Source organism: Streptomyces sp. NPDC046925 (assembly GCF_040644915.1).
Lineage (GTDB): Bacteria > Actinomycetota > Actinomycetes > Streptomycetales > Streptomycetaceae > Streptomyces.
In genome coordinates this window covers 144,007-167,368 of record NZ_JBEYWZ010000002.1, presented here as the reverse complement: position 1 = coordinate 167,368, position 23,362 = coordinate 144,007, and the positions used below count along the sequence as shown (strand labels likewise).

The window sequence follows — 23,362 nt, the reverse complement described above, 5'->3', positions numbered from 1 at the left end:
ACGACCATCGTCGCCGAGCCCCTGTCCGCTCCTAGTCCGGCGGCGGAGGCGGCTTCGGCGCGCCCGCCGGCGGGGCGATCTTCGCGTAGGACCGGGGCGAGGTCGGGTCCGAGGTCTCCCGGGACCCGGAGGTCTCCCGCGCCGGCGGAGGCAGGAACTTGTCGCGCCCGGCGCCCGGGTCCCAGCCGGTGTCGACGACCTTCTTCTGCCAGGCGATGGCGGCGACGAGGATGACGACGCCGATCAGGAGCATCAGGACGATGCCTGCCACCGAACCGGCCTTCGCCGTGTTGCCGATGATCAGGCCGAACCAGCCGAAGTCGGCGTCCCCGAACGTCGTGTTGGCCGAACCGAAGGAGCCCAGTACTCCGAGCAGGAACGCCGGCAGGAGGGTGATCAGGACGCCGTTGAGGAACGCGCCGACGGCGGCGCCACGGCGGCCGCCCGTCGCGTTGCCGAAGACGCCCGCCGCGCCGCCGGTGAAGAAGTGCGGGACAAGGCCGGGCAGGACAAGAGCCGTACCGAAGGCGGGATTGAGGACCCCGGCCAGCAGCCCCAGGGTCACCAGACCGCCGGTGAAGGAGCAGATGAAGCCGACCAGGACGGCGTTCTGCGCGTAGGGGAAGACGATGGGCGCGTCCAGGGCGGGGATGGCTCCGGGCACGACCTTCTGGGCGATTCCCTGGAAGGCGGGGACGAGTTCGCCGAGGATCGTGCGCACGCCGAAGAGGATGACGGCCACGGCGATGCCGAACTGGAGGCCCTGGCCGAGCGAGGACATCAGGTAGTTGCCGATGCCGGTCGAGCCGGGATCGCCCTTCCCCGAGGAGTACGCCTGGAACGCTTCTGTCCTGCCGGCCTTGGTCAGGAAGACGATGGCCATGATCATGTAGATGAGGACCATGGACAGGGCCGTTGCCACCATCGAGTCGCGCAGGAAGCGCAGGCCCTCGGGGAGGTTCATCTCCTCAGTGGAACGGCTCTTTTTGCCGATGGCCTGTCCGGTCGCGCCGGAGACGATGTAGCCCGCCGTACCGAAGTGCCCGACGGCGATGGTGTTGTTGCCGGTGACGCGTTTGGTCCAGGGGTGGGCGAAGGCCGGCATCGCGACCAGCATGATGCCGAGCAGGACGCCGCCCGCCACCACCACGACCCATGAGGTGACGCCCGCCGTGGCGAGGACCATCGTCAGGAGCGTTGCCATGAACAGCATGTGATGGCCGGTCAGGAACACGTACGAGAGCGGTGTGAAGCGCGCCAGGAGCAGGCTGACGAGGAACCCGAGGATCATCAGCCACGCCACCCTTGAGCCGTACTCGGCCTGGGCGATGCCGACGATGGCCTCGTTGGTGGGGATGACGCCGTGTGAGCCGGTCGAGCCGGTGATCATCTTGCCGAGCGGTTCGAGCGAGGCGGTGACCAGGGTGGCACCCGCGCCGATCAGGAGGAAGCCGAGCGTCGCCTTGATGGCGCCGCCGACGACCTGGCCGGTCGACTTCTTCAGGGCGATGAGGCCGACGGCGGTGATGATGCCGATGAGATAGGCGGGGACGGCGAGGATTTCATTGACGATGAATTTCGCGATGTCGACGAGGACGTTCATGGGGTTCCCGGGATGTTCTGGAGGTGCGGCGGGGACGGAGCGTGGGGGAGGGGCGGCGGTTGGTGGGTTCAGACGTCGTACAGCTCGCGCAGCGCGGCGTCCACTTCCCTGGTGTTCGTGAAGTCCTCGATCACCCGTACCGGCACACCCACGTCGCCCAGGGCCCTGGCGATCTCCCGCGAGGTCAGGATGGCGACGGCCTCCGAGGCCTTGCCCTTGGCGGAGATGGTGTCGGTTGCCTCGGTGTTGATGTAGCGGGACCACTTCCAGCGGTCGAGCACCTTGTCGAGCGTCGACTTGAGGAACAGGCTCGTTCCGACGCCGTTGCCGCAGACGGTCAGGATCGTGTGTGTGCCGCCGGAGCCGCCCGCGGACTCGGTCGCCGCGGACTCGGTGGCCGCGGGCCCCGATGGCGCGACCGGCTCGGCCGACTCGGCGGGTTCCTCGGCCCGTACGAGGATCTGCCGCACCGACTCGGGGGTCGGTGCCTGGTCGAGGGCCTCCACCGTCTCCGGGTCGGCGAGCAGCCGGGCGAGGGCGCCCATCGCCTGCGTGTGCGCGGAGGCGTCCGTCGCGGCCAGGGCGACGACCAGGCGCACCGGGTCGTTCGTCTCGTGGCCGAAGGGAACGGGCTCGACCAGGCGCACCCAGGACATGCCGGTGCGATGCACGGCGGGCGATGGCCGTGCATGGGCGAAGGCGAAGCCGGGAGCGACGACGATGTACGGCCCGTTCTCCTCCACCGAACGGAGCATCTCCTGGGTGTAGGCGTCCGTACTGACGCCGTTCGTGACCAGCAGGTCCCCGGCGGCACGGATGGCGCCCTGCCAGTCGGGAGCGGGAACGTCGAGGCGGATGGCCTCGACCGGGAGCAGTTCGGTGAGCTGGGGCATGAGGCAGGGATACCTCATCGAAGCGCGAAACTGATGAAGATTCGGTCGGGCTCCTGAGGTGACGTGTCGCGTCCTTTCGTCACCTGTTTCTCCGCACGGCTTGCTCCTCGCCCGCGCTCCGTGGCGGCGGGGTGGGCGAAGAGCCCGCACACGTGCGTCAGCTCGCGGCGGCCGCGAATCGTGTGACCGCTTCGTCGATCTGCTCCTCGCTGAGCGGGAAGCCCGGGAAGCGGGAGAGCCGTTGCAGCGGTATCGCCCGGATCATCTGCCCGTTGTGCGGGTCGGCCATGATGGCGCCGAAGCCTTCGTCCCCGATGGCCGCGCGGAGCCAGGGACCGGCCTCGGAGTGGGACAGCCACTCCTCGGCCGAAGAGTCGGACCGGAGCGGGAGGACCAGGTCGTCGCCGGTCAGCCCGATCGTGGTCTCCAGGCGGATGTCGCGGGATGAGGCGCCGACGCGCAGGCCGAAGCTGCCGCCCTCCACGGCCCACCGGTTCAGGGCCTCGTTCCAGAAGGCGAAGGCCCGCTTGCCGAGGCTGAGGGTGACCGGGCGGCTCTCGCCGGGCTCCAGGGCGACCCGCGCGAACGCACGCAGTTCCTGCGCCGGCCGGGAAACGGTCGATTCGTGGTCCGTGACGTAGACCTGCACCGTCTCGGTGCCCGGCCGGTCACCCGTGTTGGTGACCGTGACGGTGATGTTGACCTGCGGCTCCGCTCCGTCGGACCGGATGAGGACCTTGAGGTCGTCGTAGGCGAACGTCGTGTAGGACAGGCCGTGGCCGAAGGGATAGGCGACGGGCATCTGACGTGTGTCGTACCAGCGGTAGCCGATGAGCAGGCCTTCTCCGTAGTGGACTCGGCCGAAGGCTCCGGGGAAGTTGCCCAGCGTCGGGTTGTCCTCGAGGCGCAGCGGGATGGTCTCGGCGAGCTTGCCCGAGGGTATGGCGGCACCCAGGAGGAGATCGGCGACGGCGCTGCCGCCCGCCTGACCGGACAGCCAGCCCTCCAGCACCGCCTGTGCCCGGTCCTGCCACGGCGTCAGGCGGACGACAGAGCCGTTGGTGAGGACCACCACGAGGCGCGGGTTGGCCTCCGCGACGGCGTTCAGGAGGTCGATCTGGTGGTCGGGCAGGTCCATGTGGGTGCGGTCGTATCCCTCGGACTCATAGGAGGGAGGCAGACCGAGAAAGAGCACGACGGCGTCGGCGCCTTCCGCTGTGCGCACGGCCTCGGCGACGAGAGCGGGATCTGCTGCCTCGGACTCCACCACGAAGCCGGGAGCGAAGGCCACTTCGCGGCGGCCGTCGACGGCGGTGCGCAGGGCGTCGAGCGCCGAGTCGACGCGCGTCGGGTTGACCTGGGACGAGCCTGCGCCCTGGAAGCGGGGCGTGCGGGCGAACTCGCCGATCACGGCGATCCGTCCGCCGTCTGCGGGGTTCAGCGGCAGGATGCCCTGGTCGTTCTTGAGCAGTACGGCGCCTGCGACGGCGGCCTCGCGCGCGAGACGGTGGTGGGCATCGGCGTCGAAGGTCCGACCGGCGTCGCCCGCTGCCTCGGCACGGTCGACGAGCGTCAGCACGCGGGTGACCGCGCGATCGAGGTCGTCTTCGGTGAGCTCTCCGGACCGGACCGCTGTGAGGATGTCCCGGGTGCCCGTTCCGCCGGAGGAGGGCATCTCCAGGTCGACGCCCGCGGTCAGGGCTCGTGCGCGGCGGCTGATACCGCCCCAGTCGGACACCACGAGCCCGTCGAAGCCCCACTCCTCGCGCAGGATCTCGGTGACAAGGGCGCGGCTCTCGGCGACGTACGTGCCGTTGATCTTGTTGTACGAGGACATGACCGTCCACGGCCGTGCCTCGGTGACCACGGTTTCGAACGCGGGCAGGTAGATCTCGCGCAGGGTCCGCTCGTCGACCTCGGCGGAGACCGTCATGCGCTCGGTCTCCTGGTTGTTGGCGGCGTAGTGCTTGACGGACACGCCGACGCCTTGGCTCTGCACGCCGCGGGTGAATGCGGTGCCGAGCGCACCGGCGAGCGCCGGATCCTCGGAGTAGTACTCGAAGTTGCGGCCGCACAAGGGCGAGCGCTTCATGTTGATGCCGGGGCCCAGGACGACGGCGACGCGCTCGGCACGGCACTCGCGGCCGATCGCCTCTCCCACGCGGGTGAGCAGGGCGGTGTCCCAGCTGGAGGCGAGGCCTGCGGCGGGCGGGAAGCAGGTGGCGGGGACGCTGTCGAGGAGGCCGAGGTGGTCGCCGCCCTCCTGTTGCTTGCGCAGGCCGTGCGGGCCGTCGGACAGCATGATCGCCGGAATGCCGAGCCGTTCGACGGGCTGCGTGTGCCAGAAGTCCGACCCGTCGAGCAGCTCTGCCTTCTCCTTGAGCGTGAGTCGGGCGATCAGCGCCGGGATGTCGAGGCGTGTGGCGTTCGCCTTGGGCGCCGGTGTGCGCGTCCGGTCGGGGTCGGTTGTGGTGGCCTGTGGTGCCGTGACGCTGGGTTCGGGCATGGCGGTGCCTCCTATGGGCGGACTTGGGCGTGACTTGGGCGTGACTGTGAGGGTGTGCGTGGGAGGGGCGGGTGTGGCTGGTGTGGGTCTCTTGCCTGGCGGGTGCTCTGTGCCTTAAGAATGCTTACACGTGTAATCACCTCTGTGGAAGGGCTTCCATCGATGAAGCTGAACATTCATGAGAGCGGCACCCGTGACGGTGCCGCCGCTGCTGACAAGGTCGCGCTGCTGATCCACGGCGGCATGTCCGACCACCGCACCTGGCATGCGGTCGAGGAGCACCTCGTCGGCCTCGGCTACCGGGTCGTGGCCCCCGATCTGCGTGGCCACGGCCGCAGCCCGCGCGGCGAGTACCGACCGGAGCTGCTGGCCGCGGACTTGGTGGAGAACCTGCCGGTCGGCGCGGACGTGGCGATCGGGCACTCGCTGGGCGGACTGTCCCTCGCCTTGGCCGCCTCCCGCCTGCGGCCGAAGCGCGCCGTGTACTCCGACCCCGGCTTCCTGCTGCGCAACGTGCCAGCTGGAGCGCACGCGGGCATGCGGCACATGGTCGCCTCCGCGACCGCCGAGAGCGTCAGCGCCATGAACCCGCGGTGGTCACCGGAGGATGTGGCGGCGGAGCTGTCGGGCTTCGCGCTGTTCGACCCCGAATTCCTGTCGTGCGTGGAGCGGTTCGAGCAGAGCTACCTGCCGGAGTCGGCCGTGGTGCCGTCACTGGTGCAGCTCGCCGATCCCAGCCTGTGCATCGACTCGCGGGGCGTGGCACAGCTGGAGGAACGCGGCTTTGAGGTGTGCCGGGTGCCGCGGGCGGGACACTGCATTCACCGCGACGACCCGCAGGCCTTCCTGAAGTCCCTGGACGGCTGGATCTGAGCTCGCCTCTGACAGCTGGCCCCGGGACAAAGGGGCTTGGCCCGTGATGGGGGGTGGGAGCGGCGGAGCGGGCCGCGCCGCCCCCACCCCGGCCTATCAGTGCCCAGCGCGCACGAAGCGCTCCAGACCCCGCGTCGCCCGGCCGGTGTACGTACGGTCCGGGCTGATCGGCGTCACGGTGACGTAGCCCTGCTGGAGCAGCGTGAAGTCCGCCCGGGGCTTGGTCTCGGGGCGGCAGTCCGGTGAGCGCGGAACGCACAGCTCCGCGCCGATGGTGAACGTGTCGCCCTTGGCCGTGTAGTGCAGGCCGAGGATCTTTTGCGTGCCGACGGACGTCCAGGCCGCCCCGCGGGGCCGCTGCTGCTGAGCCCGGTGCGGATAGTTCACGTTGACCACGTACTTCGATGCGAGCAGATGGCGTTCGCGCAGACCGGCGATGAACTCGGCCCCGTAGGCGGCGGTCCGGCGGTAGGTGTGGTCCGCGACCTCGAAGGAGTCGGTGACGGCGGGGTCGTACGCGCTGTTGAGGGCGACGGCGGGTACGCCCTCGTCGATCGCGGCGAGCGCGGCGCCGAGCGTGCCCGACTCGTTGACGACCGAGGCGACGTTCGGGCCGAAGTTGCTGCCGGTGACGACCAGGTCCGGGCCGTCCTTCCAGCCGGCCTTGGCGGCAAGCCCGCCGTTGATACCAAGGCGCACGGTGTCGGCGGGTGTCGCGCTCGGTGTGGACTGCCCGCAGGGGGACGCCCCCTTGCAGACCCCGTACACCGCGCCGCCGGCGGGCGCTCCCGAGCAGTCGTTCGTGTACCCGGCGGGCAGCGCGGTCCTGCGCTGGACGGTCAGTTGGCCACCGCTCGCCGCGCTGGTGCCCGCGCCGCTCTGGTTGGCCCACGGGGCCATGACGACGACGTCCGCGCCGGCCGCGCACAGAGCGCGGCGCACCTCGTACAGGCCCTTGCCGTCGGAGGCGTTGGGGCGGGCCATCTGCATGGAGTCGTCGTTGCTGAGCAGGACGCGCAGGCCGGCGAGCGGGGGCCGGTCATGTCCGGACTGCGGTCGGCCGGGGGCGGCCTGTGCCTGGGTGCAGGCCAGCAGCATGGCGCTCGTGGCGGTCAGGGCGGCGAGTGTCCTGCGTCGGTTCACGGTGAGGTTCCTCGGAGAGCGGTGGGGTGACGGGGCAAGTGGGCGAAGCGCGGGCGGTGTTGGGCGGGACGGCCGACTGTTCACCGGACACCGCGCACGCGCAGCACGCCCAGCGCGCCGACGAGCGAGAAGAGGGCGGCGATCGGAAAGAGGGCTTCGTAGCCGCCGGCGGCGACGATCCAGCCGGCGATGGAGGGGGCCAGGATCTGGGGCCCCGCGTTGGCGATGTTGATGACGCCCATGTCCTTGCCCGCGTCCTCGCTGCGCGGCAGGACCTTGGTGATCAGAGCCATGTCGACGGCCATGTACACCCCGAAGGCAAGGCCGCCGGCGATGTTGTACGCGAGCATGCCGCCCTCGGTGGGCCACAGCATCGGCAGGGTCAGCGCGAGCGCGGCGGCGATCCCGGACGTGAGCACGAAGGGCTTGACCCTGCCGACCCGGTCGGCGATCGGGCCCGCCAGAACGGAGGCGATCACCGTGCACAGGGCGTTGACGATCATCAGGAAACCGACCGTCGGCAACAGGTCCCGCGGTGGGATCTTGATGTGTTCGGCGAGCAGGAACATGTTGTACGTGAGGACGATGAAGTAACCCAGCATGACGCCCAGGCGCGAGAGGAACGCCCAGCCGAAGTCGGGGTGATTCCTGGGGCTGACCCAGAAGTTGGCGAGGAAGGCCCTGAAGGAGAACCGCTCGCGGGGCAGGGCGCGCGCGTCCCGGTCCGGCGACACGATCACGAAGATGACGGCGGCCGCGAAGACGGCCAGCGCGATCAGGTAGTACCCGTTCTCCCCGGCGAACCGGCCGCCGAAGCCGCCGATCACTCCGTCCAGGCCGAACTTCACGCCCGGCACTCCGCCGATCACCAGCGCCGCGGCAATGGTACCGAGGGGTATGCCAAGGCCCACCAGCGCGGAGAAGGTTCCGTACCGGGCGGGAGGCACCCGGTCGGGCAACGTGGCGGTGAGGGCGGCCTGGTAGCCGTTCATGATGAACTGCACCACGCCCCAGCTCAGTCCGAGCATGGCGATGCTCGCGGCATGGGCCTGCGCGACCAGGGCCAGGGCCCCGAGGAAGGCGCAGAGCAGGATCCAGGGGGCGCGGCGGCCGAGCCGGGAGCGGGTGCGGTCGGAGAGCTGCCCGAAGACCGGGTTGCCCACGGTCGCGAGGACGGCGCCGATGGTGCTGGCCGTGGACAGGGCAGCGGTGTCGTTCGTGCCGGTGATGCGAGCGACCTGGAGAGGGAGCAGAAAGCTGCCCACGCCGAACCAGAGCAGATACAGGGCGACGTTGGCGACCGGCAGCGTGAGGTACAGCAGACGCAGCCGTGAGCTGACGACGGGCTCGTCGACGGTCGCGCCCGCGTGATCCGCCACGGGGGTCGCGGGCGCGTCTGCAGGAAGTGAATGACTCATGAGGGCCCCTTGAAAGGCGATGCCTAAGAGAACGGGACGCGTCTGGGGGCACGCGTTCCGCAGGAGCGTAGATGACACGTGTAAGCGTGGGAAGGTGTCGCGCTGCCCGCGATGGTTTCGTTACTTAAGGCGGGAGTGTGCTCACAGCGGTGAACGTGTTGAGAGGTTGAAGGCTTCGAATGCTCGCCGGGGGCGGAGTCAGGCGCAGTCAGGTGAAGTCGGGCAGAGCTAGGCGCAGTCAGGCGCAGTCAGGCGGAGTCGCGCGGATTCGGGCAGAGCCAGTCGGAGTCGCGCGGATTCGGGCCGAGCCAGGCAGGCGGCGTCAGGCGGACTCGCGTACGACGAGCCGTGCGCGGAGCATGTCGTGTGTCTCCGGCGGCGTTTCGGGGGTGCCGATGAGCCGGTCCAGCAGCTCGGCGATCTCACGCGAGGGCATGTAGGCCAGATGGACGGTCGTGAGCCGGGGGCGGAGCAGCCGGCCGATCAGCAGATCGTCCGCGCCCACGACCGCGATGTCCTCCGGCACCCGCACCCCGCTGTCCAGCAGTGCGCGCACGGCCAGTGCGGCGTACTCGTCGTTGTACGCGAACAGGCCGTCGATCCCGGCCGCTGCGCACTGCTGGGCCCAGCGCGATGCCGCTTCCTCGTCGAGTGCGAGGTCCTGCCGTACGACCGTGCCCGTGCCATGCCCCCGTACCGCCCGCTCTGCACCGGCCAGCCGGGGCTCGGCGAATCCGCGCAGCGAGGAATCGGCGGGCATGACCACACCGAGGGTCCTGCGGCCGGTCGCCAGCAGATGGCTCGCCGCGTAGAAGCCGACCTGCTCCTCGTCGGTGACCAGCGCATGGGCGCCCGCGACCGGCGCGGGGCCGAGGCTGAGTACGACCTTGACACCGGCCTGGTGCAGTACGGCCACGGCGTCCTCGTCCAGGCTGGCGTCCATTAGTGACAGCACCGCGTCGGGCCGCAGTTCGGCCCAGCTGCGGCCTGCCGCAGCACCCGGGGTTCCGGTCGGGCCGTACAGCACGGCCGTGTGGCCCCGTTCCGCCAGTGCCTGCTGCAGCTCGGAGAACTCCCGCGCGAACAGCTGCCCCACCGTGACCGCCGGTGCGGTCAGCAGGACGATCCCGCTGCGCCCGGACCTCAGGGCCCGCGCGGAGGCGTGCGGCACATAGCCGAGCTGACGGGCCGCCTCCCGCACCCGGGCGCGCGTTGCCTCGCTGACCCGTCCGCCCTCGGTGTCGTTGAGGACATAGGAGACCGTGGCCCGCGACACTCCGGCGGCGCGTGCCACATCACTACTGGTCGGCGGGGTACGGACAGCGCGGGGCGAGGACGGGGCCATGCCGGTCATCTTCGCAGAGGCGGGGACACAAGCGGCGAAGGAGGTCTCGCCCCCGGACAGGACATGGGGCCGATCGGTCCGACCGCGGGTCAGGGTTTGCGGGCAAGCGCGCCGAACTGCGGGAGCACGGAATCGGAGCCGGGCTCGGTGCGCCATTGAGAGCACGACACCAGGCCGGGGGCGACGACGTCCAGGCCGTCGAAGAAGGAGCTGATCTCCGCGCGGCTGCGGGCGGTGATCGGCGGGGTGGCGTTCTCGTTCCAGAACTGCATGGCCTCGACGTTGCCCTCGCCGCCCAGGTCGGTGTCGGTGGTGGGGTGTGTCAGGACGAGATAGCTGCCGGAAGGGACCGAGGTCATGATCCGGCGCACGATGTCCCGTGCCTCGCCCGTGTCGAGGACGAAGTTGAGGATGCCCAGCATCATGACCGCGACGGGTCGATCGAGGTCGAGGGTCGCCGACGCGCCCTCCATGACACCGTCCGGGTCGCGGACATCGGTGTCGATGTAGTCGGTGGCCCCCCGGGCGGTGCCGGTCAGCAGGGCGCGGGCGTGGACCAGCACGGTGGGGTCGTTGTCGACATAGACGATCCGGGAATCGGGAGCGATGCCCTGGGCGATCTCGTGGGTGTTGTCGAGGGTCGGCAGGCCGGTTCCGATGTCCAGGAACTGCCGTATCGCACAGTCGGCCGTCAGGAATCGGACCGTGCGACGGAGGAACTGACGGTCGGCGCGCGCCACGTCCCGGATCACCGGGAACATCGTGGCGACCTGCTCGCCCACTCGCTGGTCGACCTCGTAGTTGTCTTTCCCGCCGATCCAGTAGTTCCACACGCGTGCGTTGTGCGCGACCGAGGTGTTCAGTCTGCCCGACACATCCGACGGGAGCCGGCTCTCACTCACGTCTTCCCCTTTCCTCGTTCACCCGCGAGGTGTTCCAGGCAGGTGTCGCGTGCACGCGATGTGCTGGACGAGCGGCCGCCGCGGCTGCGGCGGATTGCTGGCCATTGTGATGTACGTAGATCACGGCGTCCGGGGATTGGGAGTTTCCGAGGGGGAGGGGGCGAGGAGATGACCGGGCGGAGGTGCTCCACGAAGCCGTCCCGGCCCAACTCCGCGGCGGCCTCCGTCCGTTTCGCGGAGGGCAGGTTTCGCCAGAGGTCTTGACAACCCGATTGGTCTGGACCAGCTTTGCGCTCAGTAGCGGTGGCCACCGGCTCTCACCTTCGTCCTTCGCTTCTCCCTGGAGGCATTCCGTGGACCGTGTACGTAAGGGTAGACCCGGCGTTCGCCGGAGATTCGGCGCGGCGCTCGCCGTCGGTGCGGCCGCCGCGCTCGCCGTCACCGCGCTCGCCGCGCCCGCGCAGTCGGCGGCCGCGGCGGCGGACGTCAATGTCGCCAAGAACGCCGGGTTCGAGTCGGACCTGAGCAACTGGACCTGCGCCGCCAACAGCGGTGCCGCCGTGACATCCCCCGTGCACGGCGGCACGAAGGCGCTCAAGGCCACCCCCTCGGGCCAGAACAACGCCGAGTGTTCCCAGATCGTCAAGGTGAAGCCCAACTCGACGTACAAGCTCAGCAGTTGGGTGCAGGGCTCCTACGCCTACCTCGGCGCCCGCGGCACCGGCACCACCGACGTGTCGACCTGGACGCCGGGCACCTCGTCCTGGCAGCAGCTCTCCACCAGCTTCACCACCGGCGCGAACACCACGTCGGTCACCGTCTACACGCACGGCTGGTACGGACAGAGCGCGTACTACGCGGACGACGTGAGCGTCCTCGGGCCCGACGGAGGCGGCGGCACCGACCCGGTGGAGATACCCGCCGTACCGACGGGCCTCGCCGCGGGCACGGCGACGTCCACCTCGATCGACCTGTCCTGGACCCCGGTGTCCACGGCCACCGGATACACCGTCTACCGCGACGGCACCAAGGTCGCCTCGGTCGGCGGCGCCGCCACGACCGTCACCGGTCTCACGCCGGACACCGCCTACAGCTTCCAGGTGAGCGCATCGAACGCGGCGGGTGAATCCGCCAAGTCGACGACCGTGTCCGCGCGCACCGCCAAGGGCGGCGGCGGAGACGGCGGCACCGTGCCCAAGCACGCGCTGACCGGCTACTGGCAGAACTTCGACAACGGCGCGACCGTCCAGAAGCTGCGGGACGTGTCCTCGCAGTACGACATCATCGCCGTCTCCTTCGCCGACGCCACCACCACGCCCGGCCAGATCACCTTCAACCTCGACCCGGCCGTCGGCTACGCCTCCACCGCCGACTTCAAGGCGGACATCGCCGCGAAGAAGGCCGCGGGCAAGTCCGTGATCCTCTCGGTCGGCGGCGAGAAGGGCACCATCTCCGTCAACAGCGATGCCTCCGCGACCGCGTTCGCCAACAGCGCCTACGCGCTGATGCAGGAGTACGGGTTCAGCGGCGTCGACATCGACCTGGAGAACGGCCTCAACCCCACCTACATGAGCAAGGCGCTGCGCCAGCTCTCCGCCAAGGCGGGCCCGAAGATGGTGCTGACGATGGCCCCGCAGACCATCGACATGCAGTCCACATCGGGCGGTTACTTCCAGACGGCGCTGAACGTGAAGGACATCCTCACGGTCGTCAACATGCAGTACTACAACAGCGGTTCGATGCTGGGCTGTGACGGCAAGGTCTACAGCCAGGGCAGCGTGGACTTCCTGACCGCACTGGCCTGCATCCAGCTGGAGGGCGGCCTCGACCCGTCGCAGGTCGGCATCGGCGTCCCGGCGTCGACGCGCGGCGCGGGCAGCGGTTACGTCGCCCCCTCGGTCGTGAACAACGCCCTGGACTGCCTGACCCGCGGCACCGGCTGCGGCTCCTTCAAGCCGTCGAAGACCTACCCGTCGCTGCGCGGCGCCATGACATGGTCCACGAACTGGGACGCCACGGCGGGCAGCACATGGTCGAACTCGGTCGGCCCCAAGGTGCACAGCCTTCCGTAGCGAGCGAACGACCAACCCGGCGGGACGGCCAGGCCGACCACGGCCCGTCCCGTCCCGCCGGGCGGATTACACGGCATCTGTCCGGCGCCGCGGGCTGTTTCTGCGGAGCGGGGTGATCAACTTAAAGTACCGTCGTATGTCTCACTCACAGAATCGCCACAGCGCCCGCCTTGGCCGGCGCCTCGGGCTGATAGCCGTCGGCGCGGCCACGGCCTGCACCCTCACCGCGTGCTACCCCTCCACGGGCGACTCCGCGAAGGACGCCGCCCCCAGTGCCTCTCAGGCTCCGAAGAAGCTGCGTCTCGGTCAGCCGGGCCCGGAGCAGGAGATTTCCAGTTACAAGAAGAGCGCCAAGTTCGTGTTCACGCCGACGAAGGTCGTTGAGGGCAAGCCGGAGGATCTTGACGAACTCGACGAGCCCGACAAGTACGCGGGCAAGAAGGTCGTGTGGGTCTACGTCAACGCCCGCCATACCGGAGGCGACGCGCTCAAAGAGCCTCCACCGGTGATGAGCGACGTCAACGTGGAGACCGCCTCGGGCCCGGGCACGAAGTTCATCCTCATCGGCGCCCTCAGCAGCACGCCGAAGGACTGCCACCTCCTGAACGGCGTCAAAGAACTCGGGACCGAGGACGTGTGGAAGAAGGGCGAGGAGCGCGACGTCTGCGACCCGTACCTCGTCCCCGAAGGGGCCAAAGTGGACAAGGTCACCTACTCCCAGGGGTATTACAAAGAGCCTTTGCGGTGGAGCGTGAAGTAGCCCCGCTGGAGAGCCGGGCTCTGGCCGGCCGAGGGCCCCGGCGTCATCGGGGCGTGGCTGCGCAGGCGTGGTCCGTAGTCGGGTAGATGTTCAGGACCTGGTCCGCGCCGGTGATGCTCAGCAGGTACTGGAGCTGGGGTTGCGGGGCGGCGACGCGCAGGGTGGTGCTGTGGTGGAGGGCGACGAGCAGGTTCAGCGCGGAGGAATCCGCGAAGGTCACCGCGCCGAAGTCCAGTACGAGCGTGGGTACTGCGGCAGCCGCGGCCCGCGTCGCCCGCTGCAGCGGGGAGATGCTGCCCGCGTCCACCTCGCCCCTGACGATCACGACCCAGGCACCGTCTCTCGCGTGCTGCTCCAGGGAGAGCTGGGGACGGCCAACGCTGCTGGGCATGCGGCAACTCCTGACGTGCGGGGTCCGAGCACGTGGAAATAGGGTATTCGTTTCTTCATCTCTGCCCACCGCCGCGGCTACTTGATCCTGTCTGGTCTCTCCCATGCGCAGGACTCGGCCGGAAGCCCGAAATCTCCCGATCAGGCGACCGGCTAACCTCGCAGAGTTGTTCGTCGCGCCCTCATGAGGAGACCCCATGGCCCGGCCGTTCCCGCCCGTCGATCCCTATGCGCACGGCCTTCTCGACGTCGGCGACGGCAACCGGATCTACTGGGAGACCAGCGGCAACCCCGAGGGGAAGGCGGCCCTGTGCGTGCACGGAGGCCCCGGCAGCGGGGGCCGCCGTGGCAGCCGTCAGCTGTTCGACCCCGAGGTCTACCGGATCGTCCTGTTCGATCAACGCGGCTGCGGTGAGAGCCGCCCGCACGCTTCCGACCCGGCGGTCAGCCTCGATCACAACACCACCGACCACCTGATCGCCGACATGGAGCGGCTGCGCGAGCACCTGGGCATCGAGCGCTGGCTGCTCTACGGCGGTTCCTGGGGCTCGACGCTGATCCTCGCCTATGCCGAGCGCTATCCCGAACGGGTCTCCGAGATCGTCATCGCCGGCGTCACCATGACCCGGCCCGAGGAGACCGACTGGCTCTACCACGGCGTCGGGCGCCTGTTGCCCGGTGCCTGGGAAGCGTTCCGTGACGCGCTGCCGGAGGCGGATCGCGGCGGCAACCTCGTGGCCGCCTACAACCGGCTCGTGAACAGCCCGGACGAGGAGGTCCGGACCAAAGCCGCGCGGGACTGGTGCGCGTGGGAAGACGCCGTCATCGCCCATGAGGCACTGGGTAAGCCCGGCGCGTACAGCGACCGGCCCGACGACGCGTTGATGGCGTTCGTCCGGATCTGCGCGCACTACTTCGCCCACGACGCGTGGATCGAGGACGGACAACTCCTGCGCGACGCGGACCGGCTGGCCGGTATCCCGGCGGTGCTCGTCCACGGCCGGCTCGACCTGGGCAGCCCGCTGAAGACCGCGTGGGAGCTGGCCCGGGCATGGCCGGACGCGGAGCTGAAGGTGATCGACGAGTCGGGGCATACGGGCAGCCCCGCGATGCGGGACGCGATCCTTGAGGCGCTCGATCGGTTCGGCGAGGGCTGACCGACTGACCCGACGACGTGCCCCGGCCCGTCTCCGGGCCGGGGCACACCGCAGCCCGGTGTCAGTCCCTGCGGTACTGGGCGGGCGACCCCTTGGTGGCGTCGTCCTCGTAGGACCCGGCCGTGCCCCGGTCCACATGGAACGTCGTCAGCGTGCTGACGGGCGAGCGCGGGTCCCGGCGGTCACCGACGACCCGCATGTGCGCGCTGAACCGCTCTGGCGTCACCTCGTACACGTCGTAGCCATACCGGTTGCCCTCGAAGTACTTCAGATGCGGATTGGCCTTGCCCATCAGGGGGCCGTTGGCCGCGTTCCAGTCCGCGGAGTACGCGCCGGAGGTCACCGAGTGCGCGGTGAACTCCGTTCCCAGCAAAGGGGATTCCGGCTCGTCGAAGTCGGTGCGGATGTCGTCGACGAACGCCGAGTGCCAGTCACCGGTGATCACGACCAGGTCCTCGAGACCGCTGTCGTGCACGTGCCCGAGGACCTCCTTGCGTTCGGCGAGGAAGCCGTCCCACTGGTCGGTGAACATGTACGAGCCGCCGGGACGGCCCCGGAGCTGGCTCAGCATGATCGAGTTCGCCCATACGTGCCAGGCGTCGGGGGCGCGGTCGACGGTCTTCTTCAGCCACGCCTTCTGCTCGGTGCCCAGGATGGTGCCGTCGGGCAGGTTCTGCGCCGAGCGGTAGGAGCGCAGGTCGAGTACGGCGAGCTCCAGCTGGTCGCCCCAGCGCCGCACCCGGTGGATCTCCGGGTCGGGCAGCGCGGACCCGCCGAAGGAGTCGCGGTGCGGCATGTGCTCGAACCACGCCTGGTAGGCGGCCGCGCGGCGCCGCATGAACGGGGCGCCGCCGCCGGTGCCGCTGTAGTCATTGACGACCTCGTGATCGTCCCAGGTCAGGAACCACGGGTGGGCGGCGTGCGCCTCGCGCAGCGATTTATCGCCCTTGTACAGGGCGTGCCGTTTGCGGTAGTCGGCGAGCGTGAGGATCTCCGGGCCGTCGTGGTCCCGCACATGCTGCTCGGGCACCCCGCCGACCTGGCCGTGCTCGTAGATGTAGTCGCCGAGGTGCATCACGAAGTCGACGTTCTCGCGGGCGATGCCGCGATGGGCGGCGTAGAAACCGTCGTGGAACGCCTGGCAGTTGGCGGCCGCGAAGGTGACCTTGGAGACGCGGCCGCGCGGCGCGGTCTTCGTACGCCCGATGCGGCTTGTCTTTCCGAGTGCCTTGAACGCGTACCAGTAGTGCCGGCCCGGCGCGAGGCCGCTGACCGGGACGTGCACGCTGTGGCCGAGCGTCGCGGACGCCGGTGCCGTACCGCGGGCGACGACGCGGCGCAGCCGGGCGTCCTTGGCGACGACCCACTCGACCTCGACGACCTCGGGAAGTCTCTGCTCGGCGGCGAGCGGTTCGGGGGCGAGTCTGGTCCACAGCACCACGGAGTGCGGCTGCGGATCGCCGGATGCAACGCCGAGGGTGAAGGGGGCGGGGTCGTACTCGGCCCCCAGCTTCTCGGCGGCCTCGCGGGCCTGCGCCGGGGTGAGGCCCGTGGCCAGCGGCCAGGCGAGGCTGAGCGCACCGGCGGCCGCGGCGGACTTGAGCAGGTCACGTCGGTTGACGGTCATCGGCGGTCTCCGGTGATGCTGAGGGTGAGGGAAAGGGCGTCCGCGTAGCCGTCGTTGGAGGTGCCACCGCCGCTGCGCGTGAAGACGAGCAGGACCCGCGCCGAGCGGGCCGTGGGCGGCACGGCGGCCTCGGCCGTGCGCTCCAGAAGGCCGGTCTTGCCCTGTCGGTCGGCCGCGCCGACGGGGCCGAGGACGCTGAGGGCGACCGGGGTGCCCTTGGCGTCGCGGAACTCCACGGAGAGGCGCGCGCCGTCCTCCTGTCCTGCGAAGCCGCCGAGCCAGCCGGCCAGCGTGTAGCGGACCTTTCCCGCGTCGACGGCGCGGCGTCCGGTCGCACCGCCCCGGGGCAGGTCGATGTCCTGCACCAGCGCGGTGCGCGGGCTGTTGCCGCCCGAGAAGAAGCGGCTGCCGCGGCGGGCCGGGCCGGGGTCCGACGGGGTCGGGTAGCCGCCGCCGAGACTGTAGGCGATGAGCGCCGGGGCTCCCTGGGTGACCTTCCAGCCGCGGACCTTCGAGACGGGATCGGCGCTACCGCCGGACCCGCTCTCAGCGTCGCCGTTGACGACGAGATTCACGCACGCCTCCTGTGATCGGTGAGTTGAGCGCGGTCAGCCCACCAGCCCCGCGTGAACCATGAGAAGCATTCCGGCGAATTCTGTTACCGCCGTACCCACGCGCCGCGGCCCGCGGCCCGCGGCCCGCGGACAGGCGGTGGGCGGGCGGCGGGTGGCACACTCCGGCCGCGCTCACACCGCTGCGGCAGAGTGAGCCGGCGGCAGTGCGAGCCGGCTGCAGGGGTCCGGAGGTTCAGGCGATCGGGACAGTCACCATCAGGTGCACGAAGACGCTCCACAGGCCGATGCCCGCGGCGGCGAGGCGCAGCCTGCGCACGCGTCGCGGCGACACGGGATCGTACGCACGCAGTACGGGTCGGCCGCTTGCCATGGGTGCGGCACCTGGTCGCATCGCTACGACCGTCGTTGTGCCGGGCTTCCGGATGCGGCTGCGTGGGGTGCGCTGCGTAACGCTCATTCCCTGGCCCAGGCCCTGGAGGAACTGAGCGTAGGCCCGGCGTCGTTCACCCCGGGGTGAGGTTCGACCCGCTTCCCAGGACTGCACGGTCATCACCGTCACGCCGAATGCCGCGGCGACCTGATGCGGAGTCAGCCCCCACTGCTCGCGCAGGCGACGGCGATCGCAGGCCGGGGGCAGGAGGACCTGGTGGGGAGGAGTGGCTGGGCGTGGACCCGTGGTCATGTAAGTGGTGTTCATGGCCGTACGACAATCCGGCAAGAGGAATGCGTACGGGGGAGCGCGCAAGTTCCCCCGTGTGGCCCCTTGGCGCGGCCCCTCGGAGCCACGCGCCCGGGCTGTGGCAGCATCCCTGAGCCACAGCCCGGACCCTCACCGGTTGCCGACTACTTGGGCGGCATGAGGACGCTGTCGATGATGTACACCGTGGCGTTGGCGGTCTTGACGTTGCCGCAGACGATGTTGGACGTGTCGTTCACCTTGTACGACTCGCCGGAACCGTCGGTGGTGAGCTTGCTGCCCTCCATGGTCTTGAAGGACCCCATGGACAGCTGGCTCGGCGCGACCTTCTCGCCCACCACGTGGTAGGTGAGGAGCTTGGTGAGCTGTTCCTTGTCGGCCAGGACCTTGTTCAGGTCGGCCTTCGGAATCTTCTTGAAGGCGTCGTTGGTCGGGGCGAAGACGGTGATGTCCTTCGCGTTGTTCAGGGTGTCGACCAGGCCCGCCTTCTTGACCGCGGTCACCAGTGTCGACAGCGCCGGGTTGTTCGAGGCGGCGGTGGCGACCGGGTCCTTGGCCATGCCGTCGAGGCTGCCTGCGCCCTCTTTGGGAACCGACGAACACGCGGATCCGAAGGGCTCGCTGTCGGTGGCGTGAGCCGATGGGGCGAGGAACCCAAGGGAAATGGGCAGGGCGATCGCCGCAGCGGAAAGGGCGGCTGTGTGGATCATGCTTCGGGTGGTCATGATCGGTCCCTCCTCGGGACGAGGCGAGTGCTCGGATTGCTCCTGCACGAACGTCGTCGGAGGCCGGTGAGGACTCTTCCCCGAAGAGAGTCGGAGAACCGGCTCATCCCGTAGACACAGGTAATTCGCGGCGGAATGGGATTCGGATTGGCGCGATCGGCAGAAAAGTATATTTGAACATGCACATAATTACTGTGGGTCGTTTGCCGAGTGCCGAGTGTTCGCCGTCCGGCCTTTTCGTCAGGCAGATCGAACGGGAAAGCTGATCAGACCTATCGGTGGCAGGGTCGGCGTCCGCGAGCCGTCTGCGGGCTCGATGGTGATGGCCATGCCGGTGGCCCGGCCGATCGTTCCGTTCATGAGGGCGAGCTGATGGTTCCTGCCCCTGCCGAGGAATCCCGCGGGGCGCATGACGCCGTCGTCGTCGAACCAGAGCTCGTAGACCTTGCCCCCGGGCGGTACGTCGAGGCCGGAGGCGGTAAAGACCGCGCGGTTCAGGCCTGCCGACGTCACGACGACCCCGCGGGCGCCCCCGGGCAAGGATCCGGCGTGGGTCCGTGCGTCGCCGGCGGCAAGTACCGCTGCCACCTGGTCGGCATCGGCCCGGGCGTGGCTTGCCTGCTCGCGGACCTGTTGGGCTTCCTGGTACTGCCAGGTCGCGACACCACCCAGGGTCGCGGCGGCCACGCAGGCTGCCAGCATGAACCGGCGCGGTCGGCTGCTCCCCGGCAACACCGTGCCGAATGCCGCGCGCACGGAGCGCGGCGACTGCTGCCGGACGCCGGTGATGTCCCGGAGGACGGACAGCTTGAGTGCGGGGCGCGGGGACACGACGACGTCGGCGGCACGTGCCAGACGGCAGGCCGTGGCGTCGAACTCCGCCACTTCCTGACGGCAGTCCGTGCATAAGACGAGATGCTCCTCGAACCGCGCGCGCTCATCGGGTCCCAGGGCGTGGAGTGCGTATGCCGCGGCCAGAGTGTGAGGGTTGGTCAAGCTCATACCGGCCTGCCTTCGTGAGTGCGTCCGGAGACTTCGGGCCCAGGGGTCGCGCGGGGAGGCGCACTTGAGCAGGTCGATGGGGGTGGCGGTAGCAATTCGTTGCATGGCGCCGTGCGGATTGGTGCCGGACCGATCACGCTCATCAAGGTGTCCCGGACGACCGGCGGCCGGTCCTGCCCTTCGCGCCGGAAGGTGCCAGGCGGCCGTGGGGCAGGAGGCTCGCTCGACGTAGCATTCCTACTTCGAAACTTCGAACGGAACCCCCCCCCCGCAGTGGCGCGGTTGTCCGGGGCATCCGTGCAAGGAAGGCAGTGGGGAATGAGTGCGGTGGAGAGCTGGTCCCGCGTGATGAGTCTTCTTCGGCAGCACGCCCCGGCCGACCACGCGGATCTGCCCGGGCCCGCCACGGAACAGATGCTCGCGGACGCCGAGGAGCGGATGGGTATCCCTCTCCCGCAAGATCTGCGGGCATGGCTCCTGCAGAACAACCTGGACCTTCCCGAGGAAGATGCCGACGACGAGGTGGCCTGCTGCGGATTCGCCGGATTCCCGGATGAGGGCAGCTTCTTCCTGGGCATCCGGGCGATGGAGCAGCTCTACGCGAACCGCTCCATGTTCCGGTGGATTCGACCCCCCGGACCGGCCGGACAATCCGTTCTGGCGCAACGAGTGGATTCCGTTCCTGTCGGACCAGGACGGCTGGGCGGGCAAGTTCATCGACGTGCGGGACGGTCGTATCGGCAGGTGGTTCGTGGGTGAGATCACGGTCACGGGCGAGTACGCATCACTGGCCCACTACTTCGACTCCGTGGCGCAGACGCTGACGAAGATCATCGATGGAAGCCATCCGGTGTGCGAGGTCGCCGAAGGGCGGCTCGTCTGGTCGTGAAGCAAAGGTGCTCCCCGCCCGTGAGCAATGAGGTGCGAGCCTGATGTCTTGATTGGGCGGCTTCTCCCGTTATCTGTCGCCTACTTGGCTGCGGCGGGACAAGGAATTCGTACCCGCACACCTTCCGGATTGGTCGCGGAATTTTTCTCCGCCAAATGAGTGGATGGCCAATCCGCACACCGGCTCCGCTCCGGATAGCCGGTGTGAGCAAAGAAGCGAAGAAAACGAGACGCACGGCCGTGTGGCGGCTCGGCGCGCTCGGCGCATTGAGCGGTCTGCTGGCGGGATATTCCGCGCTGGCGACGGCGGAACTCGTGTCTGTCGCTGTTCGTGCCGAATCCAGTCCCGTGATCGCGGTGGGCGGGGCGGCCATCGACCGGACACCGGCCGCGGTGAAGGACTGGGCGATCCGCCAGTTCGGGACGAACGACAAACTCGTCCTGCAGCTCGGCATCCTTGCCGTACTCACCCTTCTCGCGATCGCACTCGGTGCGCTCGCCACCCGCTACCGGCGCGTCGGCTCGGCCGGAGTCCTCCTGTTCGGGGTGGTCGGGGCCTTCGCCGCGACCAGCCGTCCCGACTCCACGAGCGCCACAGACGCACTGCCCTCGGTGGCCGGCGCCGTGGTGGGAGCGGGACTCCTCTACTACCTCGTAGGGCGCCTGCAGCACGGCAAGCGTTCGGCTCGCGCGCAGGAGCCGCAAGAGCCCGACCAGACGGCCGACCAGAGGCCCGTCCAGGCGCGCGACCAGGCGGACGAGGCGGCGCCCGCGAAGGGCGCGACGACGTCTCCCGACGCAACTCCGTCTCCCAACGCAACTCCGTCTCCCGACGGGGAGGCGGGCTGGGACCGGCGGGGTTTCATCGTCGCCGCCACGGCCGCGGCAGCCGCGTCGACCGGGGTCGGCCTGCTCGGCCGCTCCCTGAACGGCGCGGGCGGCCAGGACGCCATAGCTTCCCGCAACCGGATCAAGCTCCCCGCCCCGGAGTCTGCGGCCCCGCCCACCCCCAAGGGCGCCGCGCTGCGCGTCAAGGACGTCAGCCCGTTCATGACGTCCAATCAGGACTTCTACCGGGTCGACACCGCGCTGGTGGTGCCGAAGGTCGATGCGACCTCGTGGCGGCTGCGGATCCACGGCAAGGGCGTCGCCCGTGAGAAGACCGTGAGCTTCGCGGAACTGCTGCGCATGCCGCTGATCGAACGGAACATCACCCTGGCCTGCGTCTCGAACGAGGTGGGCGGCCCGTACGTGGGCAACGCCCGCTGGATCGGCGTGCGCCTGGCCGACCTCCTGGAGCAGTGCGGCGTGAAGCCGCCTTCCAAGGGCGGGCCCGCGGACCAGTTGGTCGCCCGGTCGGTGGACGGCATGACCATCGGCAGCCCGGTCGAGGACGTGATGGACGGCCGGGACGCGCTGCTCGCGCTGGGCATGAACGGGCAGCCGCTGCCCTTCGCGCACGGCTTCCCGGTACGCATGGTGGTCCCCGGCCTGTATGGCTTCGTCTCCGCCTGCAAGTGGATCGAGGACATCGAGCTGACCACGTTCGACGACTACGACCCCTACTGGGTGAAGCGTGACTGGGCCCGCAAGGCGCCGATCAAGACCCAGTCCCGGATCGACACGCCCAAGCCCTTCGCCCGGCCCAAGGCTGGCAGCACGGTGATGGTCGCCGGGGTGGCCTGGGCCCAGCACCGGGGCATCGACAAGGTCGAGGTACGCGTGGACGACGGCGCCTGGCAGCAGGCTGACCTGGCCGCCGAGGACACCCGCGACACCTGGCGGCAGTGGTCCTTCCCGTGGAAGGCCACCTCAGGAGGTCACACGCTCACCGTGCGGGCCACCGACCGCACGGGCGAGACCCAGACCCAGAAGCGCACCCGCACGATCCCCGACGGTGCGAGCGGCTGGCACTCGGTGGTGATCACCGTGGACTGACCCGGCCCAGAGCCGCCCGGCGATGGGGGAACGGCGAACTCTGCCCCTCCCTCGCCGCACCGCGCGAATCCTTCCTGCCTGAAACCAACCAAGGAGTAGAAATGAACACCCTCACCCGCCGTACTCACCGTGGAGCCCTCGTTCTCGCCGCGGCGGCGATGCTGCCGTTGGCTCTGACGGCCTGCTCCAGTGACGAGGGCAAGGACAAGGCGTCGGACTCCAAGTCGTCCGCCTCCTCGGACAAGGCCAGCGACAGCCCCTCCAAGGACACCGGCACCATGGACGAGCCGTTCGGCCCGGGCTGTGCGTCGGTGCCCAAGGACGGCAAGGGCAGCTTCGACGGGATGGCGAAGGACCCGGTCGCCACCGCCGCGTCGAACAACCCCGAGCTGTCCACGCTGGTCACCGCGGTCAAGAAGGCCGGCCTGGTGGACACCCTGAACAACGCCAAGAACATCACGGTGTTCGCGCCCACCAACGACGCCTTCGCGAAGATCCCGAAGGCCGATCTGGACAAGGTCCTGGGCGACAAGGCCATGCTGACCAAGGTCCTCACGTACCACGTGGTGGGCCAGAAGCTCGCGCCCAAGGACCTGGAGAAGGGCTCCTACGAGACGCTGGAGAAGTCCAAGCTCACCACCGCCGGTTCGGGCGAGTCCTACAAGGTCAACGACTCCGCCAAGGTGGTCTGCGGCAACGTCAAGACCGCCAACGCCAACGTCCACATCATCGACACCGTCCTCATGCCCAAGATGTGACATGCGGCGACGGCGAAGGGGCCCACCGGACGCGGTGGGCCCCTTCGCCGGGGTCTGGAGCGTGTCACAGGGAGCAATGTCAGGATGCCC

At 69.5% G+C, this 23,362-nt stretch carries 21 protein-coding genes and 1 pseudogene; 8 read left to right on the top strand and 14 right to left on the bottom strand.

All coding sequences use genetic code 11. The features are described from left to right. Positions 1–31: 31 nt before the first annotated feature. The 3 genes from ABZ906_RS07135 to ABZ906_RS07125 form a co-directional block, all read right to left on the bottom strand. Entirely contained in the window at positions 32–1,603 is a 1,572-nt protein-coding gene (locus ABZ906_RS07135; protein WP_361378508.1) for a PTS ascorbate transporter subunit IIC, read from the bottom strand. A gap of 68 nt (positions 1,604–1,671) precedes the next feature. Further along, the gene (locus tag ABZ906_RS07130) at positions 1,672–2,496 is read right to left on the bottom strand and encodes a PTS sugar transporter subunit IIA (RefSeq protein ID WP_361196491.1); all 825 of its coding nucleotides are present in this window, start codon (positions 2,494–2,496) and stop codon (positions 1,672–1,674) included. A 157-nt stretch (positions 2,497–2,653) separates the two neighbouring features. After that, positions 2,654–5,002: a glycoside hydrolase family 3 C-terminal domain-containing protein gene (locus ABZ906_RS07125; RefSeq protein ID WP_361378505.1), complete on the bottom strand. Its 2,349-nt coding sequence runs from the start codon at positions 5,000–5,002 to the stop codon at positions 2,654–2,656. Positions 5,003–5,164: 162 nt separating this feature from the next. Here ABZ906_RS07125 and ABZ906_RS07120 point away from each other — a divergent pair, with 162 nt between their 5' ends. Continuing rightward, a complete protein-coding gene (locus ABZ906_RS07120) occupies positions 5,165–5,875 on the top strand; it encodes an alpha/beta hydrolase (RefSeq protein ID WP_361378502.1) in 711 nt (236 codons plus the stop codon). Between the two features lie 96 nt (positions 5,876–5,971). Here the strand turns inward: ABZ906_RS07120 and ABZ906_RS07115 are convergent, their stop codons facing one another. From ABZ906_RS07115 to ABZ906_RS07100, 4 genes are all read right to left on the bottom strand, one after another. Beyond that, positions 5,972–7,018 carry a 5'/3'-nucleotidase SurE gene (locus ABZ906_RS07115; protein WP_361378499.1) on the bottom strand — a complete coding sequence of 349 codons (1,047 nt, stop codon included), beginning with the start codon at positions 7,016–7,018 and terminating at the stop codon, positions 5,972–5,974. An 80-nt stretch (positions 7,019–7,098) separates the two neighbouring features. Beyond that, positions 7,099–8,436 carry an MFS transporter gene (locus tag ABZ906_RS07110; protein ID WP_361378496.1) on the bottom strand — a complete coding sequence of 446 codons (1,338 nt, stop codon included), beginning with the start codon at positions 8,434–8,436 and terminating at the stop codon, positions 7,099–7,101. Between the two features lie 322 nt (positions 8,437–8,758). Continuing rightward, positions 8,759–9,781, bottom strand: a complete 1,023-nt coding sequence (locus tag ABZ906_RS07105; protein WP_361378493.1) for a LacI family DNA-binding transcriptional regulator — start codon at positions 9,779–9,781, stop codon at positions 8,759–8,761. Between the two features lie 89 nt (positions 9,782–9,870). Continuing rightward, positions 9,871–10,683, bottom strand: a complete 813-nt coding sequence (locus tag ABZ906_RS07100; protein WP_361378490.1) for an SAM-dependent methyltransferase — start codon at positions 10,681–10,683, stop codon at positions 9,871–9,873. 353 nt (positions 10,684–11,036) lie between these two features. Here ABZ906_RS07100 and ABZ906_RS07095 point away from each other — a divergent pair, with 353 nt between their 5' ends. Together ABZ906_RS07095 and ABZ906_RS07090 are read left to right on the top strand one after the other, a co-directional pair. Further along, entirely contained in the window at positions 11,037–12,755 is a 1,719-nt protein-coding gene (locus tag ABZ906_RS07095; RefSeq protein ID WP_361378487.1) for a glycoside hydrolase family 18 protein, read from the top strand. A 136-nt stretch (positions 12,756–12,891) separates the two neighbouring features. Further along, positions 12,892–13,515 carry a hypothetical protein gene (locus ABZ906_RS07090; protein WP_361378484.1) on the top strand — a complete coding sequence of 208 codons (624 nt, stop codon included), beginning with the start codon at positions 12,892–12,894 and terminating at the stop codon, positions 13,513–13,515. 43 nt (positions 13,516–13,558) lie between these two features. On the opposite strand, the gene ABZ906_RS07085 is transcribed toward ABZ906_RS07090, so the two are convergent. Next, a complete protein-coding gene (locus tag ABZ906_RS07085) occupies positions 13,559–13,906 on the bottom strand; it encodes an STAS domain-containing protein (RefSeq protein WP_361196518.1) in 348 nt (115 codons plus the stop codon). A 196-nt stretch (positions 13,907–14,102) separates the two neighbouring features. Here ABZ906_RS07085 and pip point away from each other — a divergent pair, with 196 nt between their 5' ends. Beyond that, entirely contained in the window at positions 14,103–15,062 is a 960-nt protein-coding gene (gene pip / locus ABZ906_RS07080; protein ID WP_361378481.1) for a prolyl aminopeptidase, read from the top strand. A gap of 61 nt (positions 15,063–15,123) precedes the next feature. On the opposite strand, the gene ABZ906_RS07075 is transcribed toward pip, so the two are convergent. From ABZ906_RS07075 to ABZ906_RS07050, 6 genes and pseudogenes are all read right to left on the bottom strand, one after another. Then, positions 15,124–16,689: an alkaline phosphatase D family protein gene (locus tag ABZ906_RS07075; protein ID WP_361378478.1), complete on the bottom strand. Its 1,566-nt coding sequence runs from the start codon at positions 16,687–16,689 to the stop codon at positions 15,124–15,126. Continuing rightward, the gene (locus ABZ906_RS07070) at positions 16,686–17,264 is read right to left on the bottom strand and encodes a phosphoesterase (RefSeq protein ID WP_361196526.1); all 579 of its coding nucleotides are present in this window, start codon (positions 17,262–17,264) and stop codon (positions 16,686–16,688) included. Before ABZ906_RS07070 ends, ABZ906_RS07075 begins: the two co-directional genes overlap by 4 nt. 232 nt (positions 17,265–17,496) lie before the next feature. After that, a complete protein-coding gene (locus ABZ906_RS07065; RefSeq protein ID WP_361381480.1) occupies positions 17,497–17,634 on the bottom strand; it encodes a hypothetical protein in 138 nt (45 codons plus the stop codon). 105 nt (positions 17,635–17,739) lie between these two features. Next, positions 17,740–17,946: pseudogene (locus ABZ906_RS07060) on the bottom strand (helix-turn-helix transcriptional regulator); the annotation flags it as partial. Positions 17,947–18,107: 161 nt separating this feature from the next. Further along, on the bottom strand, positions 18,108–18,686 hold the full coding sequence (locus ABZ906_RS07055; RefSeq protein ID WP_361378475.1) for a fasciclin domain-containing protein: 579 nt from the start codon (positions 18,684–18,686) through the stop codon (positions 18,108–18,110). A gap of 240 nt (positions 18,687–18,926) precedes the next feature. After that, positions 18,927–19,688 carry an anti-sigma factor gene (locus ABZ906_RS07050; RefSeq protein ID WP_361378472.1) on the bottom strand — a complete coding sequence of 254 codons (762 nt, stop codon included), beginning with the start codon at positions 19,686–19,688 and terminating at the stop codon, positions 18,927–18,929. A 318-nt stretch (positions 19,689–20,006) separates the two neighbouring features. Between ABZ906_RS07050 and ABZ906_RS07045 the strand changes: the two genes are divergently transcribed. From ABZ906_RS07045 to ABZ906_RS07030, 4 genes are all read left to right on the top strand, one after another. Next, positions 20,007–20,447: an SMI1/KNR4 family protein gene (locus ABZ906_RS07045; protein WP_361378469.1), complete on the top strand. Its 441-nt coding sequence runs from the start codon at positions 20,007–20,009 to the stop codon at positions 20,445–20,447. Then, on the top strand, positions 20,440–20,577 hold the full coding sequence (locus tag ABZ906_RS07040) for a hypothetical protein (protein ID WP_361378466.1): 138 nt from the start codon (positions 20,440–20,442) through the stop codon (positions 20,575–20,577). Before ABZ906_RS07045 ends, ABZ906_RS07040 begins: the two co-directional genes overlap by 8 nt. A 203-nt stretch (positions 20,578–20,780) precedes the next feature. Further along, entirely contained in the window at positions 20,781–22,514 is a 1,734-nt protein-coding gene (locus ABZ906_RS07035; RefSeq protein WP_361378463.1) for a molybdopterin-dependent oxidoreductase, read from the top strand. 101 nt (positions 22,515–22,615) lie between these two features. Next, positions 22,616–23,272: a fasciclin domain-containing protein gene (locus ABZ906_RS07030; RefSeq protein ID WP_361196539.1), complete on the top strand. Its 657-nt coding sequence runs from the start codon at positions 22,616–22,618 to the stop codon at positions 23,270–23,272. Positions 23,273–23,362: the final 90 nt, after the last annotated feature.